Origin of the sequence: Shewanella metallivivens (assembly GCF_028750675.1) — a bacterium.
In the GTDB taxonomy this organism is placed as follows: Bacteria; Pseudomonadota; Gammaproteobacteria; order Enterobacterales; family Shewanellaceae; genus Shewanella; species Shewanella metallivivens.
Map to the genome: position 1 here is coordinate 1,092,817 of NZ_JAQQPZ010000013.1, position 15,571 is coordinate 1,108,387.

Consider the following 15,571-nt stretch of genomic DNA (forward strand, 5'->3'; position numbering starts at 1 on the left):
AGTGCAGTTTGCACTGTTAAAACCGCAGAATGTTGCGCCAATGCCACATATAATATCGCAATATATCACAGTAAGAATAACAATATGAATCATATAACAGGAACAATTGGACGATGGCAAGGCGCCGGGTTAATGGCCACCACATTGCTGGGTACTGGTGTGTTTATTTTACCGCAGATGACCATTGCAGTGGCTGAATCGGGAGCGCTTTTGGCATGGTTGATTTTAACCTTGGCCATTATTCCAGTGGCGCTCGTGTTTGGCTTATTGGCGAGCCGGTTTCCTCATGCAGCAGGGCCGGCTTATTTTGTTGAAAAAGCTTTCGGTAGCACAGCAGGCAGAACGGTAGGACTAATCTTTTTATTGGTGATCCCCATTGGTGCCCCTGCGGCTATTTTAATGACACTGCAGTTTATGAATGCCTTAATACCGCTGCATGGCAGCTGGCAGTTAGTGGCGGAGCTGGTTGTGGTGTTATTGCTAATGGGCTTGAATGTACGTGGTATTCAAGTGTCAGCTAAGCTGCAATTTGCATTAACTTTAGCCATTGTGACTGTGGTGGCTTTGCTATTTGGTGCTAGCGGGCTTAACTCTGAGCAGCTTGAGTCATTTAATCAAGCCAGCCACCCGCAAATAGACACCGTCATGGTGGCAATGGGTATTGGATTTTGGAGCTTTTTAGGCATAGAGGCGATGACGCATTTAGCCAGTGATTTTCGCCGTCCAGACAAAGACATGTTACCCGCCATATTGATGGGTACAGTGCTTGTTGGCGTCATTTACCTTGCCTGTACGTTTTTACTCTTAATGGTACCTACAGACAAAGCTGGTGTGGCGATGATAAGCGCGTTTGATTACCTACTCAGTGATAGCTTTTTGTATGGCTATGGTGCACAAGTGATTGGTGTTTTAGGTATTGCCAGTGGCTTAGCGACTGTAAACGTCTACTCTGCGAGCGCTGCGCGCTTATTGTGGAGCTTTAGTAATGAGGGCATTTTACCCAAATACTTTGTGAAGTTAAATCGTTATGGTGTACCTTTTAGAGCGCTGTTTGGCATTCTAGGCAGTATGGCGGTGGTGATTGTATTAACCTTTTATTCTGGCCACGATTTAGAAAAGTTAATTGCTTGGAGTAACGGGGTCTTTGTGATTATTTATTTACTTGCCATGTTGTCGGCAGCAAAGTTACTCAGTAAGCGGTATTTACCATTAGTGGCGACGGGTTGTGTGTTTTGCATTGGGATAGGCATCGCACTGGCCGAAAACATGCTGTATGTCATGGTATTGATAGCGGTTGTTGCGCCCTTCATGTGGTGGCAAAAGGCACATTTACAGCGTAAGCAATTACAATTGAATTAGAGGCTTGCTCAAGTTGTTTGTTGAATAGCAATATTACGCATTTGGATCAGTTCGCTGTGTTTTAGATAAAGTAAATCTGCAGTGCGGCGAATGATTTGATCTTCATATTGCGATAATTCTCCATCGGCATAAGCTAAACGCCACATCGATAACAATAAGTTTTGCTTATCTTCGATGCTAAATTGGGCGTTAACTTCAGCAGTAAACTCAAACAGCGACGTTGCATCATGACGTGCTTGTTTGGCCTCCTCGGCTAAGCTTTTAGCTTGTTCCGCCGTAATGCCTAAGGTATTGATGAGCATCTCTGGCAATATAGCGGCTTCTGCATCTGCCAGTTTTTCGTCAGCATAAACCACTTCTAACAGCAAAGTCGCAGCGGCTAAATTAAGGTGCTGGGCTTTTTCTTCTGGGCTACTTTCTTGAGCATGCGATTGAATAAACTGTTTTAGTTTGGCGATCATACTGGCTCCACTATGAGAATTGAATCACTTTGATGCTAGCAAAAATGATAATCCCAAGCGAATGGCTTGGGATTAATTAATGTTAACCAACAGCGGTGAGGTGCTTACAAAAGTGAGCCTAAACCTTGGGTTAATAAACCTACAGTACCTTCGCTTCCACTTTGTTCTAGGTAGTTTTTAGCAATATCAATCATTGGCGCGATGTATTCTTTAGAGATGCCTAGCTTTTCGAATGCGTCGTACACCATGGCAGAACCTTGTAACGCAGAACCTAGGTCACCCGCTTGTGACAATAAGCCCGACATACCGCTGTCTGATGATAATGACGGTACCGCAGCCAGTAAGCTGTCAGCATTAGGGATGCTGCTGGTTAATTGGCTGAAATCATTATCGCCTAAATTGGTTTGCGCTAAGCTTAAAAGAGAGCCTAGGCCGCCTTCTGCTTGAGTTTGGCTTAATCCAAGCTGTGACATTACGCTGCCAACAAGTTCAGTTGATTGTCCGGCGGTGCTTGCTTGTACTGCCGTTTCTGTTTCTGTCGCGGTAGGTGTTGCCACTGCTTTTTTAGCCACTTCAGATACTTTGTCTAACCAACTTGCTGATGCAGGTGAAGAGATAGCTAAGACGGTAAACAGTATCGGTAATGCAGATGCTAATTTCATAATGCGTATCCTGTAAAATATAATGAAAGGCTAAACTTGGTTGTTATATTACCCTGAAATAGCTAAATGCGACAGGAGATCGATTTTTTACACATTTCGTTTGTGCAAATGGGTGCTTTTTTGGGTATCCTAAGCGCCATATTTATTGATTAATCGATTATTGGAATTTACATGTCATTGATTGCTATTTTGACTGAAGCATTAAACTTTTTTCGAAACCATATTCGTCAGCTGGCAGCACTGACTTTACCTCTACTATTAATTCAAGTGGCGATTCAGCTGTGGCTTGGTAATGAGATTCTAACCGCCGATCCAGAAAACCCTCAATTTGGTGCGTCTCATGCGGCAGTGATGATGTTGCTTTTATTGGTTTTTTCAGTTCTTATTGCTGCGTTAACGCTGTTTTTAGAATTGCGTTCACAAGGCCATGAGTTAGCGTCTGGGCAGATTTTAAAAGCCAGCTTACCGTTTGTGCCACCGTTATTATTAGCGGGCGTTTTTTCTGGTTTAGCGATTTTAGCGCCGGTGATGATATTTGCCGCCTTCGGACCGCTTTGGTTAATTGGACTTGTGGTGGGCCTGTATTTGTTTGCCCGCCTAGCGTATGTCAACTTTATGGTGGTGGTTGAGCGTTTAACACCATTAGAAGCCATTAAAAAGAGTTTTAGTTTTAGCGCGGGTTCAATTGCATTTAAAACGATTGCAGTATTAATGCTTTATGTACCATTATCATTATTTGCTGGTGTGTTTACTCAATTGGCTACTCAGGTTGGATTTCCACTACAATTAGTCGTTGAAACCTTCTTCGCGTTTTTAGGTTTATTTGTCAATATTGCCTTATTTAGATTGTATATGGTTAATCGTCAGCCAGCGGAAACTGATAAATAAGTCGCTGTAAAAAGGAGAAGCCATTGTTGAATGATACCGCGTTTATTGATGGTTTCTCCGAGCTATTAACTGAAGATTATCGCTTAGCTAAAAGTTATGTACGCGATATTCCAACCCAAGCACTGGTGTATATTCGCAGTTTTACTCATAAGCTTGCCAGTCAATTAGCAACCCCTCATGGGCTGACATTTTCTAGCCCTAATTTGTATGACCGCATTGAGCAATTACACTCAGCGAGAGTCATTGACCCTCCCATTGTGCGTGCGTTACATCGTTTACGCAGTGATGGTAATCGCGGTGCTCACCCTGAAAAATATCACTTAACCCAAGCACAATTGGTCACGATTGCTGAAAAGTCGATAACGAATATTCTACGTGTAGTCGAAAAGCTCTATCCAGTGGTACATCAACACGTCGCGCCGGGTTATACCTTTGAGCCTTTTGATTCGTTCGCAGGACGAGATTTGTGTTATCGCGCGGTGATGAATAATGATGCAGAAGCACAATATTTGGTGGGGATGTCGTTAAAAGCCAAAGGCCTCATGCTGCAAGGACAAGAGCAAGCATTGGCACAAGATGCAGATGCCAGCTCAGCACAAAGTAAGCTGTCGACCAAGGGGGAATATAGCACCGCAGCAGAGGCTTTTGCTCAAGCGGGTTATTGGTTTGCTTTGGCTTCACAACAGCATCAAGCGGCCATATTTGAACATGGTGTCAGTTTACTGCACGGCTATTGTGGTGAGGTTAATCTTAGTGAAGGAGAGCTGTTAATCGCGCAGGCAGCCGACAGTGGTATTGTTGAAGCGCAAGCATTACAAGGCTTTTTTTATCTGGTGGGCAGCGATCAATTTGAGGTTGATTTGGCACAAGCAGAACGCTTATTAACCCTTGCCGCTAATGCCGAAAACGCTGAGGCAATGTCTAACCTTGGGGTGTTGTACTATCAGGCTCAGCAGTTTGAAAATGCGTTTTTGTGGATTAATAAGGCGGCTCAAGCGGGTTACCCCAATGCCCAGTATCATTTAGCCTTAATGTTGGCAGATGGCTTGGGCTGTTCATCAGACTTCGCCGCCAGCGAGCAATGGATGCTCGAGGCGGCAGAGCAAGGGCAAGTTGATGCCATGTTGCATTGTGGCAGCCGTATTTTGCATGACGATAATGCCAGCCAATCACAACGCGTTAACGCTGAACTCTATCTGCATCAAGCGATAAAATATGGTCACAATGTCAGTGCGATGATTGAGCTGAGCGTTGCGTTAGCTGACGGTATTTTGGGGCGTATTGATGTGGTGCAAGCGGCGTATTTACTGACCTTAGCTAAGACTCACGGAAATGATGAACATTTAGAGGTGATTGAACCATTATGGCAATCGTTGGCAATGCAAATCGACAATGTGATTGGGCTTAATCCAAGTGACGATGAAATGATTGCGTTGCAACAAGCCAAGATGCTACTGACTCAGTATTAACTGAGGCGTGATGACCATGAAAAGTGCAGACCCTCGGGAAAACGGGTTAGTTCATTGGCTGTCTTTAGTTGTAGCAATGATTATTGCTCAAAGTTTCTTTTGGTACTTAGGTGTCGATGTTGAGGTTGGCCTAAGTATTGAGTACATCGGGGCGTTAGTTGTTAAAGGTAGCTTAATCGCATTGTTCTATTATTTATGCTTAAAAACATTTTGTTGGTTATATCGATAGCTGCAATCACGGTTTTTTAGCCCCCGTAACTAGCATGGCTCTGCAGCCGTATTGGCTCAAAAAGCAAAGCCTCTGACTATGTCACAACCTTTTTCTTTAGCACTTCGATAATGTATCACTTAGATAACTTGGCACTTTGAAAAATGGCACTTCGAAAATCCTCAACACTTAAGCAAACAATCCATGAGCTTTTTTTGCCGGGTTAATCTGCCCGGTGTTCGAATGTTCTACCTGTCCTTGAGCCCTGGCTTGTTCCTGAGTGCTTAAACATATCTGCATAAGGCGCTGCGGGTTCGCGTTGTACATTGGCGTAGTGTTGGTACGCACGTGCTTGTTCAGCTTGCTGACGACGAAGCATTTTTTTACCAAAAAATCGTAAGGTGAAAAAACTGATCAAGCCAAATAATAATAAAAATGGCAGTAAAGTCATGGCGACTAAAGTCATAGCAAACACCATGAGCAAAGCTAGAATTGGATTCATGCTTGTCATGTGATGTTTAAAATTGGCGCTGTTAAATGCTTGGTTAACGTTCATGTTGGCTCCTAAATGCGGTTTACCTTGTGTCGGCGAGCGTGTTAATTCGCTCATCAATTGCACTACTTTACAGAGGTTCCGCGCCTGAAATAGGTATGATTGTTGAACATGCAGTGTGCAATAAAGAGACATAATATGTCACGTTAAACTGAGTTAATGTTTTAGATATATCAATTAAATCTGGGTAGAGCTGACTTGAGAAGGTGGTTTCATCCTGCAGAAAGCCAGTAATAAGATGCACTAATGGTCATTGGTTTTGTTGTGCGGTGGGGCGCATCGGTCTGCCATAGGGAGACCGATGCAAACTCTTGTTTACCCGATTAACAGTGAGATGACAATAAAACCTACTCGTAAAAGTCATAATGCTAATGGGAGCAAAATCAGAGGTTCTACAACGATCAGCCTTAACTCAACAAGACTTTTAACGGCACAATTTGGTGCAATCGTTGACGGATATGCCATAAGTTTGATTTAGTATTTTGAGCCCGCAAAGCCACAAAAGTTCATGGGCGTGGTTAACCTGTTACTTTGGCATGATAAATTGGTTGTTACGATTACTGGCGATAGCGTTATCGACACTATTAAAAATCAGATTGCGAAACCATTGATGTCCAGGCTCCTGGTTATTACGTTCATGCCATAAAAACACATACGCCATCGGCATAAAGTCAAATGGCAACGGGATCGACTCTAACGAATAGAGTTTTTGTGCATGGATGGCAAAGCTTGAGGGAAGAGTAAAAATAAGGTCGGTATGCGCGCATACACTGGCAGCGCCATAAAAGTCTGGCACTGTGGTAGATAAGTGTCTATGTAAGCCTAAATTGGCTAAGTGGTAATCGAGTGCCCACCAATCGTTGCCTTCGCATCTAACTTGCACATGAGACATGTTCAAGTATTGAGTTTGATCCCAGTGACCCGATTCGATAACCTTTAAAATAGGGTGGTTTTGACGGACCAAACAAACTTGATGGTCGTTAAATAGTGTTTGATATTCGATACCTTCGGGAACATGTTCTATCTTAAAGTCACTTTGTGGATGAATGTCTCTGCCTGCTATACCAAAGTCGATTTGCCCTTGTTGTAAGTCTTGCATCGATTTTTCAGTCCACACATATGAATCTAATTTTATCGAGGGTGCTTGTTGTAACAAAGGTCCGATAAAATAAGGAATTAATGTTTCATAAGCACTTTCGACCATCGAAAACGAAAAATGGCGTTGGCTACTTGCAGGATGAAATGTGGGTGGCTGAGTCAATTGATATAAATTTTGCAGCACTGGCAAGAGCTTTTGCCGCAAAGCTAATGCATGTGCAGTCGGCTTAAGTCCATGAGCTGTGCGTTGAAATAATGGATCGTCTAATGCTTCGCGTAGGCGATTTAAACTTTTACTTACGGCAGATTGACTAAGGTGCAAACGATGGGCTGCTCGAGTGACACTTTGCTCCTCAAGCAGCACTTGTAAAATAACCAGTAAATTAAGGTCAACACGTGCAAGGTTATCAAGATTCATCAGATATTCTCAAATGGAAATTCACTTTGGATTTTATATCATTTCTGTTCATACCTCCATTTGACTTATCATAACGCTCCATTAAGGGTTAACTTTAGCTTTTTTACACAAAGAGAAATAATATTATGCGTCGTAACCTATTGCCATTATTAATGTTTATGGTGCTATTAAGCCCGTTGGCAATCGATATATACCTTCCCTCTATGCCGACAATGGCACTGGATTATGGGGTATCGAACAGTGAGGTTCAGTCTACTTTAGTATTATTTTTATTTGCTATGGGTGTCGGGCAGATATTGATTGGTCCGTTAGCTGACCGTTTTGGCCGCAGACCCGTCGCCTTGTTTGGTATTGTGTTATACGGCATTAGTAGTTTATTAGGTGCTTACGCGATTGAGTTTGAACTGTTGCAAATTGCCCGTGTGTTTCAAGGTTTAGCCGCATGCTCTACCTCTATTGTGGTGTTTAGTGCAGTACGTGATTGTTATGATCGCAAGCAAAGTGTGTCGATGTACAGTTACTTAAATGGGGCTATTTGTGTGGTACCTGCATTGGCGCCAACCTTAGGTGGTTTGTTAGCCTTGCAGTTTGGCTGGCGTTCAACCTTTATCTTTATGGCTATTTATGCGGTATTAGTGTTGTTTTTAGTGGGCTTTCGTTTCCCTGAAACGCGTCCACTGAATACCGATAGTACAGGCCCACTTTACCGTTGGGGACGCTATAAGCCCGTACTTGGCGATCCGCATTTTATGTTTTATGCCTCATGTTGCATGATCGCAATGGCCTCTATTTTATGTTACGTCTCTTATTCACCAGTGTGGTTAATTGGTCACTTAGGTATTTCTGAGTTGATGTTTAGTGGCTTATTTGGTGTTAATGCCTTAGTTAATGTTGCGGCCTGTTTTGCTGCACCAGTATTAATTAAACGTATTGGTAATCGCCCAGGTGTGGTAGTGGCGTTGTCGCTAATGGTGCTTGCTGCTGTTGTTGAGGTTGCTCTGCAACTTGTTGGCCCTGAGCAAGGTATTGCAGCGGGCGTCGCCTTTATGGCCCCTATGATGTTGCTGTGTGTAGGCTTTGCAATTTTGCTAGGTCCTGCAACCAGTATGGCGTTATCGGCCTTTGGTGAACGCGCAGGTACAGCAACGGCAATGTTAGGCTGTATTCAAATGAGCGGCGCATCGATGTTAACCGCATTAATTCAACTAACAGACATACCCGCACCTTATGCCATTGTGATTGTGATGGGTGGTTTTTGTAGTGTGTTGCTTGCCATGATGGCAATGAACCGTTTAAGCCATTTACACCAAGAACAACTACAACACGATTAATTAAATAACCTGTGCTCAGGTTAAATAATAGTAATATCACCTTTAACCCGCAGTATGCTAACCACATTCTGCGGGTATTTTTTACATTTTTATTTAGAAACGGGCATTTATGGCAATGCCGATGTTTGTTTCTGAATCACTATAATACTCACCATTGTCGAAATAATGTTCCAGTGAAAACTTAGCCGAAAACACATCTGAAAAATGCCAGAAGTAACGTGTGTTTACGCCTGTTTCAGTAATGTTGTCGCTGTGGCTACTTTTATCTGAGTAATCAATATTACTGCTTCTGAAATCAGTATTGACATCTGCCCGGTAGTAAGTCGCACCCACTGACCATGCATTATTGATATACCAATCAGCGAAGACCGCAACAGTATAAATATCATTTTCAATGTTTAATGCAGAATCCTCCACTACAGTCGGCGTTGCACCATCAATTTTCGTGAGAACTGCGTTGTTGATATATTGCTGGTTTTGATAACCTACGGCCCCAGAGATAAACACTCCAGCAGTTGATTGTAATGGGATAAAATGTTCGTAAGTTAACGTGATAACATCAAAATCTTGGCTAATATATGATTCAAATTCATGTACTTGATTTGAATCATTATTAGATGTTGATTCTGAGTTGGTGGCGTAGTTCAAGGTTAATTTTGAATTTGTGCTAAAAAAATACCCAGCACTAATCTCGTATGTTGTGATGTCAAATGCCGCATCATCTATATCTAATTGTGATACTCCAGCTCCCAAAAACCATTTTGAGTCAAAAACGTATTCTCCGGAGATATTATATAAATCTTCAATGTCAGTTGTGGCATAACGCGCAGAAACAGTAGACCCTTGGTTGAAAAATGCCGCCAATGCATATGGCTTATCGGCTTGTTCAACTGCTTCAAAATAATAGCGATAATTAGCGTTCACTAGACCATCCGATTCACCTGATGAGTCTAAAAAGCCTATTTCAGCTTCGTGGTGATAGGCATTATCTTGAGCGGCATAAACAGAACTTGTAGAAAGTGCGAGCGTTAAGGCAATAGACACCGTTGTCATTGTTATTGCTTTAGTGGTAGTTATAACTCTTGTCATGATAGTGGTTCTTCCTTGAGGTGGTATCATAAAGGTGAGACATAATGAGTTGAACTTTACAACATTGCAACATAAATAAGATTGAATATGAGCAGAAGTTATTGTATTAATTGCCAATACCCGCAGTCAGCATGTATTTGTCATGCAGTAAAACCGACAACCGCGGTTACTGAGGTGATTATTATGCAGCATCCCTCTGAGGTGGAGCATGCTAAAAATACCGTTAAGTTGCTCAAACTTGCATTGCCACAAACTCAGATTTATGTCGGTGAAACCGCAGAGGATTTTGCTGAGTTGCAAGGGTATTTAGCCGCGCAAACTCGGCCTGTGTTTATTGTGTACCCAAATGATCACAGCAAAGCGGCGAGTGAGGTTGAAGCCGATAATAAAGCGATTATTGTGCTAATTGATGGCACCTGGCGTAAAGCGTACCGTATGTTACAGCTCAACCCCTGGTTACTTAATTATCCGTCACTGCACCTTGAGTGTGACGATGAGTCACAATATGTTATCCGCAAAGCCAAACGCAGTGACAGTTTATCTACCCTTGAGGCTGCGGCTTATACTCTAGCAAGCCTAGAGCCGAGCGCCGATATTGCGCCAATATTTGCAGTGTTTAACGCAATGGTGCACCATAAGTTATCCGCCATGCCTGCGGCGGTTCGTCAGCGCTATCATAGCGATAAGCTTAAGGGATAGGACTCAAAGGATAGATCTTATGAATACTCGCCTTGTTGGAACAGTTATTTTAATGTGTGCTGCCAGCCTGCTTACGGTCAATGCTTATGCGACAGACAAGCCGCATAAAAAAATGACTTTGGCAGAAAAGGGCGAACAAGCGCGCATTGAATCAGCCGAGCTTGAGCAAACTCAGTTGCAAAAAGCCCGTGATGCCGCCAATGCCACCGCTGAGCGTGAACAAAAAGTGTTAGCTAAACATGAAGCAAATGACTGGGAAGCACAGCAACTCGAAAAAGCGCGCGCCCAATCTGAGCAGCGCTTAAGCCGTGAGCAAAAATACTTACAGCAAGCGCAAGAAGCTGCGGCGCAAACGCGTAAAATCCCGAAAGAAACCAGCGACCCAGCGCAGTCTGAGTAGTTACCCTATTTGTCGTGTTTTGGAGTATTGTCTTTGTCGTCTTGTCCATTGTGTCACCAGCAAACCCTTGCTTTTCATCAAGACAAAAATCGTCAGTATGTACGTTGCCAGCACTGTTATTTAGTGTCGGTACCCGCGCAGTTTTATTTAGATGAGACAGCTGAAAAAGCCCAATATGACTTACACGATAATGACTTTGCCGATACAGGTTACCAACGGTTTTTGTCGCGAACACTCACGCCATTACTTGCTCGCACCGGGCTTAATGCCAAAGGCTTAGATTTTGGCTGCGGCGAAGGCGCTGTGCTCAGTCAAATGGCTGCAGCCCAGGGGGGCAGTGTCGCTAATTATGATTTGTTTTATCATCCTGATACTGATGTGCTTAATCAGCAATATGATTTTGTGTGTTTAACCGAGGTAATAGAACATATTGCCGATGCTCATCAGTTAATAGAACGCTTAAGCCAACTGTTGTTACCCGGCGGTATTTTAGCCATTATGACTAAGCGGGTGCTTAGCTTAGAGGCTTTTATCAATTGGCACTACAAAAGTGACCCAACCCATATTAATTTTTACTCAGTTGAGACCTTTGAATGGCTGGCACATCAACGGGGTTGGCAACTTGAAATCATCGACAATGATGTCGTATTTTTACAGCTGCCATCGATATAAACTCGCATATGTTAATAAATAGATACAATTGTCTGCAGAGTAAATCGGTAAAATAGTTAACAACAGAGGCGTTTCAGGGTAGTTTTGTTGCTCAAATAACAACAAAAATGGATCTTACATGCGCCTGACCTCCCTCGCTTTCTTGCTTGCTAGTGTATTTGCTAGCAGTGTTTATAGCTCATCTACCGTGGCCAGTGTGCATAATGCCGCAGAATTAACCGCGCAAGTTGAAAGCAAAGTCATTGCATGGCGCCGCGATCTTCACCAACATCCTGAATTATCCAATCGTGAGTTTCGCACCAGTAAAGTGATTGAGAAACACCTCAAATCACTCGGGCTTGAGGTGCAAACGGGTATTGCGCACACCGGTGTGGTTGCGATATTGAAAGGCGGTAAACCTGGGCCATTAATTGGTTTACGTGCCGACATGGATGCATTGCCTGTGACCGAAGTGGTTGATTTACCTTTTGCCTCTAAAGCAACTGACACTTATCGCGGCCAAAAAGTCGGTGTAATGCATGCCTGTGGTCACGATACGCATGTGGCGATGTTAATGGGTGTGGCTGAAAACTTAGTGAAAGTAAAAGACAGCCTAGCCGGAGATGTGATGTTTATCTTCCAGCCGGCCGAAGAGGGTGCGCCAGAAGGCGAGCAAGGCGGCGCTGAGTTAATGCTAAAACAAGGCTTATTTGCTAAGCGCAAACCGGATCAAGTGTTTGGTATGCACGTTACCTCAAGCATGCCAACCGGGGTGATTGGTTTGCGCTCTGGCCCTGCAATGGCGAGTGAAGATTCATTTAGTATTAAAGTGACGGGCAGGCAAACCCATGGCTCGCGCCCCTGGGGTGGTGTTGATCCAATTGTAGCTTCTGCACAGATCATTAACAGTGTGCAAACCATTATTAGCCGTCAGGTCGATATTACTAAAGCACCTGCAGTTGTCAGCTTTGGTGCCATTAATGGCGGCATCCGCTCAAACATTATTCCTGATGAAGTAGAGCTTATTGGTACTATTCGCACTTTTGATCAGGATATGCGTGCTGACATTAAAGTTAAGCTGGCCGAAATTGCCACTAATGCCGCCAAAACTCTTGGTGCTACCGCCGTGACGGAAATCCAACCTGGTTATCCGGTCACCGTAAATAACCCAGAGTTGGTCAGTAAAATGCGCCCGGTGATTGCCTCTGTGGTGGGGGACACAAAATTGATTGAACCGGGATTAATTACCGGCGCAGAAGACTTTTCTTACTATGCGTTAGAAACCCCTGGGATGTTTTTCTTTTTAGGTGTGACGCCAACAGACAAAGACCCAAGCCAGGTGGCCAGTAATCATTCGCCCGCATTTTATGTTGATGAAAGTGCGCTAAAAGTGGGCGTGCAAACCATGACTCAAGTTGCCTTAACTGCACTGGGCGCGGCACAATAAACTTGTTTTGATTCACAATGGACAATAGCTCAAGGAGCAAAATATGACCCGTAAACTCATCGCCTTGTTGATGACATTAGGTGTGCTCAGCACGCCATCAGTGTCGGCAACGCAAGCTGAAGATATTAATAGCTTTACTTTAGATAATGGCATGAAAATCATGGTGCTTGAGGATAGCTCTATCCCTAATGCCAACATGTACATTTTTTGGAAAGTCGGTTCGCGCAACGAAGTGCCAGGCATAACGGGTATTTCACACTTTTTTGAACACATGATGTTTAACGGCTCAAAAAAGTTCGGCCCTAAAATGTTCGACCGCACCATGGAAGCTGCAGGTGGGGCCAATAATGCGTACACAACAGAAGACATGACAGTCTATACCGATTGGTTCCCTGCCAGCGGTATTGAAACGATTTTTGATTTAGAAGCCGATCGTATTGCCAACTTAGACATTAACCCAGAAATGGTCGAAAGTGAGCGTGGGGTGGTGCAATCAGAGCGAACCACAGGGCTTGAAAACTCTAACTGGCGCACCATTCAAGAAGCCCTCAAAAGCGTGGCATTTTCAGCGCATCCTTATAGCTGGTCTGTTATTGGTTATGAGTCAGACATTGCTGCATGGACTCTGGAAGATTTACAGCAATACCACAAAACCTATTACGCACCCAACAATGCATTAGTGGTGATCACCGGTGATGTAAAACTTGCCCAGGTAAAAGCCTTAGCTGACCAATACTTTGCACCTATTCCTGCCCAAGCGCCGCCAAAAGTCGTACGCACAGTTGAGCCTGAACAAAAAGGTGAGCGCCGGGTTTTTGTTAAAAAAGAATCAGTAAGCACGCCAAACATTATGTTGGCTTACCATGTGCCAGCCACTAGCCATGCCGATTACTATGCATTGGATTTATTAGCGTCAATGTTAAGTGAGGGCAACAGCTCACGTTTTTACCAAGCGTTAGTCGACAAGCAATTAGCCGTAGCCGCCGAAACTTATATGCCCATGTCATTTGATCCAAACCTGTTTTATATCTTAGGTGTGGCCAATGCGGGCGTGAGCGCCGACACCTTAGAGAAAGCGCTTATTGAGCAAATTAATTTAATTGCTAGCCAAGGCGTGACTCAGCAAGAGCTTGAAAAAGTGAAAAACATCAAGTTAATGGATTTTTATCGCACCATGGAAACCATTAACGGTAAAGCTAACACTCTAGGCACCTATGAGTTGTATTTTGGTGATTACACCAAGCTGTTTAATGCGCCAGAAGCCTATAACAAAGTGACTCCAGCTGACATTCAGCGCGTGGCACAAACCTATTTAATTAAAGCAAATCGCACTGTCGGTGTGCTCGCTGCGACTGAGGAGTCAGACAAATGAAAACCAGTACTCATTCAACAATGACCTTGTCGTTATCGGCCATTGCGCTAGCCTGTAGTTTAAATCTAGCGGGTTGCGCTGCAACACAAAGCACCACAACAGAGCCCGTTGCGGCAGCCCCAAGTTTTGTGATGCCAAGTTATCAAAAAATCACCTTAGATAACGGCCTAACCGTTAATTTAATGGTGCAAAAAGAAGTGCCATTAGTCACCCTTGATGCCGTGATTAAAGCCGGTGCGGTTAATGACACAACCTCTGGTTTGGCTTACTTAACCTCACAAAGCTTAATGTTAGGTGCTGCGGGTCAATCTAAAGCAGATATCGAGCAACAGCTCGACTTTATTGGCGCTAGCGTGAACACCAATGCCGACGCAGAAGGCACTTACGTACGCGCAAACATGATGAGCAAAGACATCGATACAGTGTTAGCCATTTTCAGCAATGTTATTCGCCAACCCGATTTTGACTCTGCCGAGTTTGATAAGCTGAAGCAGCGCGAAATTGTGGGTTTGTCACAACAAAAAGAAAGCCCACGTGCAGTGATTAGCCGTTACTTTAGCAAGTTGGTTTTTGGTCAACACCCCTATGCTAACCCAGCTTCTGGCAACAGTGAGTCTATCGCTACCATTAATGCTAATGAACTACGAGCCTTTCACAAAGGTTACTATCAACCCAATAACATGACCATTAACGTCGTTGGTGATTTTGATGTAAAAGACATGACAGCCAAGCTCAATAAAGCGTTTGGCGATTGGCAAGTGACCGAAACCGTGATGCAACCCGATCTTAGCCAAGACTTACCAACACTAACAAAGCCAAGAGTGTTGTTAGTCGACAAGCCTGATGCCATTGAAACCACATTTTTAATTGGTGGTGTTGGCATTCGATATGACAATCCTGATTATGTCGGGTTAACGGTAGTGAACACCATTCTAGGTGGCCGTTTTACCTCATGGTTAAATGACGAGTTACGTGTCAATGCTGGGTTAACCTATGGTGCTCGTTCTGGCTTTAGCCCTTATTCACAGTCTGGGTTATTCCAAATTAGTACTTTTACTAAATCGTCGACAACCAAAGAAGCCATCGATTTAGCCTTGCTCACCTATTCTCGTTTGTGGGAAAAGGGCATTGACCAGGCCACGTTAGACTCAGCCAAAGCTTACGTTAAAGGGCAGTTTCCGCCTAAGTACGAAACCAGTGGCCAGCTTGCTGGGTTACTGTCTGACATGTACTTATATGGCATGAACGATGATTTTATTAACCAGTTCCAAGCAAAAGTGGATGGCCTCACATTAGCTGAAACTCAACGCTTAGTGACACAGTACTTCCCGCAGCAAAACCTGCAGTTTGTGTTAATTGGTAATGCTGCTGAAATTGCCGATATTGCCACACAATACGGTGAAGTGACTCAGGTGAGTATTACCGATACCGGTTTTGGTCAGTAAAATAATTGACCTCAATATGAG

The 15,571-nt window shown here is 43.7% G+C and carries 16 protein-coding genes; 11 read left to right on the forward strand and 5 right to left on the reverse strand.

All coding sequences use genetic code 11. The annotated features are described in order from the left end of the window. The first annotated feature begins 84 nt into the window (after positions 1-84). The gene (yjeH, locus tag PQR79_RS17575; protein WP_238104681.1) at positions 85-1,359 is read left to right on the forward strand and encodes an L-methionine/branched-chain amino acid transporter; all 1,275 of its coding nucleotides are present in this window, start codon (positions 85-87) and stop codon (positions 1,357-1,359) included. Positions 1,360-1,367: 8 nt separating this feature from the next. Here yjeH and PQR79_RS17580 read toward each other — a convergent pair whose 3' ends face one another. Next, a complete protein-coding gene (locus PQR79_RS17580; RefSeq protein WP_238104679.1) occupies positions 1,368-1,820 on the reverse strand; it encodes a tellurite resistance TerB family protein in 453 nt (150 codons plus the stop codon). 104 nt (positions 1,821-1,924) lie between these two features. Continuing rightward, complete coding sequence (locus PQR79_RS17585; protein WP_238104677.1) at positions 1,925-2,482, reverse strand: DUF2780 domain-containing protein; 558 nt, start codon at positions 2,480-2,482, stop codon at positions 1,925-1,927. 171 nt (positions 2,483-2,653) lie between these two features. On the opposite strand from PQR79_RS17585, the gene PQR79_RS17590 reads away from it, so the two are divergent. Genes PQR79_RS17590 through PQR79_RS17600 form a run of 3 tightly spaced genes read left to right on the forward strand, consistent with a single transcriptional unit; the run spans position 2,654 to position 5,068 of the window. Beyond that, a complete protein-coding gene (locus PQR79_RS17590) occupies positions 2,654-3,370 on the forward strand; it encodes a hypothetical protein (RefSeq protein WP_238104675.1) in 717 nt (238 codons plus the stop codon). Between the two features lie 23 nt (positions 3,371-3,393). Then, complete coding sequence (locus PQR79_RS17595; protein ID WP_238104673.1) at positions 3,394-4,839, forward strand: tetratricopeptide repeat protein; 1,446 nt, start codon at positions 3,394-3,396, stop codon at positions 4,837-4,839. A gap of 16 nt (positions 4,840-4,855) precedes the next feature. After that, positions 4,856-5,068, forward strand: coding sequence for a hypothetical protein (locus tag PQR79_RS17600; protein WP_238104671.1), 213 nt, complete (start codon positions 4,856-4,858; stop codon positions 5,066-5,068). Positions 5,069-5,270: 202 nt separating this feature from the next. On the opposite strand, the gene PQR79_RS17605 is transcribed toward PQR79_RS17600, so the two are convergent. Both PQR79_RS17605 and PQR79_RS17610 read right to left on the reverse strand, forming a co-directional pair. After that, on the reverse strand, positions 5,271-5,657 hold the full coding sequence (locus PQR79_RS17605) for a hypothetical protein (protein ID WP_238104669.1): 387 nt from the start codon (positions 5,655-5,657) through the stop codon (positions 5,271-5,273). 469 nt (positions 5,658-6,126) lie between these two features. Next, the gene (locus PQR79_RS17610; protein WP_238104667.1) at positions 6,127-7,116 is read right to left on the reverse strand and encodes a LysR family transcriptional regulator; all 990 of its coding nucleotides are present in this window, start codon (positions 7,114-7,116) and stop codon (positions 6,127-6,129) included. A 125-nt stretch (positions 7,117-7,241) separates the two neighbouring features. On the opposite strand from PQR79_RS17610, the gene PQR79_RS17615 reads away from it, so the two are divergent. Then, positions 7,242-8,447, forward strand: a complete 1,206-nt coding sequence (locus PQR79_RS17615; protein ID WP_238104665.1) for a multidrug effflux MFS transporter — start codon at positions 7,242-7,244, stop codon at positions 8,445-8,447. Positions 8,448-8,540: 93 nt separating this feature from the next. Here the strand turns inward: PQR79_RS17615 and PQR79_RS17620 are convergent, their stop codons facing one another. Then, on the reverse strand, positions 8,541-9,536 hold the full coding sequence (locus PQR79_RS17620) for a putative porin (protein ID WP_274408586.1): 996 nt from the start codon (positions 9,534-9,536) through the stop codon (positions 8,541-8,543). Positions 9,537-9,623: 87 nt separating this feature from the next. On the opposite strand from PQR79_RS17620, the gene PQR79_RS17625 reads away from it, so the two are divergent. From PQR79_RS17625 to PQR79_RS17650, 6 genes are all read left to right on the forward strand, one after another. Then, on the forward strand, positions 9,624-10,235 hold the full coding sequence (locus tag PQR79_RS17625; protein ID WP_238104661.1) for a tRNA-uridine aminocarboxypropyltransferase: 612 nt from the start codon (positions 9,624-9,626) through the stop codon (positions 10,233-10,235). A gap of 19 nt (positions 10,236-10,254) precedes the next feature. Then, positions 10,255-10,635, forward strand: a complete 381-nt coding sequence (locus PQR79_RS17630; protein WP_238104660.1) for a hypothetical protein — start codon at positions 10,255-10,257, stop codon at positions 10,633-10,635. 33 nt (positions 10,636-10,668) lie between these two features. Next, entirely contained in the window at positions 10,669-11,307 is a 639-nt protein-coding gene (locus tag PQR79_RS17635; RefSeq protein WP_238104658.1) for a class I SAM-dependent methyltransferase, read from the forward strand. Positions 11,308-11,425: 118 nt separating this feature from the next. Continuing rightward, entirely contained in the window at positions 11,426-12,733 is a 1,308-nt protein-coding gene (locus tag PQR79_RS17640) for an amidohydrolase (protein ID WP_238104656.1), read from the forward strand. A 43-nt stretch (positions 12,734-12,776) separates the two neighbouring features. Beyond that, positions 12,777-14,105, forward strand: coding sequence for a M16 family metallopeptidase (locus tag PQR79_RS17645; protein ID WP_238104654.1), 1,329 nt, complete (start codon positions 12,777-12,779; stop codon positions 14,103-14,105). Continuing rightward, positions 14,102-15,550 (forward strand): M16 family metallopeptidase, encoded by a 1,449-nt coding sequence (locus PQR79_RS17650; protein WP_238104652.1) that lies wholly within the window; start codon positions 14,102-14,104, stop codon positions 15,548-15,550. The genes PQR79_RS17645 and PQR79_RS17650 overlap by 4 nt, the downstream gene beginning before the upstream one ends. The last annotated feature ends 21 nt before the right edge of the window (positions 15,551-15,571 follow it).

What these genes read in the sequence shown, in the direction of transcription:
- PQR79_RS17600 (WP_238104671.1), top strand. Translation starts at nt 4,856, where the DNA reads ATGAAAAGTGCAGACCCTCGGGAAAACGGGTTAGTTCATTGGCTGTCT.
- PQR79_RS17605 (WP_238104669.1), bottom strand. Translation starts at nt 5,657, where the DNA reads ATGAGCGAATTAACACGCTCGCCGACACAAGGTAAACCGCATTTAGGA.
- PQR79_RS17620 (WP_274408586.1), bottom strand. Translation starts at nt 9,536, where the DNA reads ATGACAAGAGTTATAACTACCACTAAAGCAATAACAATGACAACGGTG.
- PQR79_RS17645 (WP_238104654.1), top strand. Translation starts at nt 12,777, where the DNA reads ATGACCCGTAAACTCATCGCCTTGTTGATGACATTAGGTGTGCTCAGC.
- PQR79_RS17585 (WP_238104677.1), bottom strand. Translation starts at nt 2,482, where the DNA reads ATGAAATTAGCATCTGCATTACCGATACTGTTTACCGTCTTAGCTATC.
- yjeH (WP_238104681.1), top strand. Translation starts at nt 85, where the DNA reads ATGAATCATATAACAGGAACAATTGGACGATGGCAAGGCGCCGGGTTA.
- PQR79_RS17615 (WP_238104665.1), top strand. Translation starts at nt 7,242, where the DNA reads ATGCGTCGTAACCTATTGCCATTATTAATGTTTATGGTGCTATTAAGC.
- PQR79_RS17580 (WP_238104679.1), bottom strand. Translation starts at nt 1,820, where the DNA reads ATGATCGCCAAACTAAAACAGTTTATTCAATCGCATGCTCAAGAAAGT.
- PQR79_RS17630 (WP_238104660.1), top strand. Translation starts at nt 10,255, where the DNA reads ATGAATACTCGCCTTGTTGGAACAGTTATTTTAATGTGTGCTGCCAGC.
- PQR79_RS17610 (WP_238104667.1), bottom strand. Translation starts at nt 7,116, where the DNA reads ATGAATCTTGATAACCTTGCACGTGTTGACCTTAATTTACTGGTTATT.
- PQR79_RS17650 (WP_238104652.1), top strand. Translation starts at nt 14,102, where the DNA reads ATGAAAACCAGTACTCATTCAACAATGACCTTGTCGTTATCGGCCATT.
- PQR79_RS17625 (WP_238104661.1), top strand. Translation starts at nt 9,624, where the DNA reads ATGAGCAGAAGTTATTGTATTAATTGCCAATACCCGCAGTCAGCATGT.
- PQR79_RS17590 (WP_238104675.1), top strand. Translation starts at nt 2,654, where the DNA reads ATGTCATTGATTGCTATTTTGACTGAAGCATTAAACTTTTTTCGAAAC.
- PQR79_RS17640 (WP_238104656.1), top strand. Translation starts at nt 11,426, where the DNA reads ATGCGCCTGACCTCCCTCGCTTTCTTGCTTGCTAGTGTATTTGCTAGC.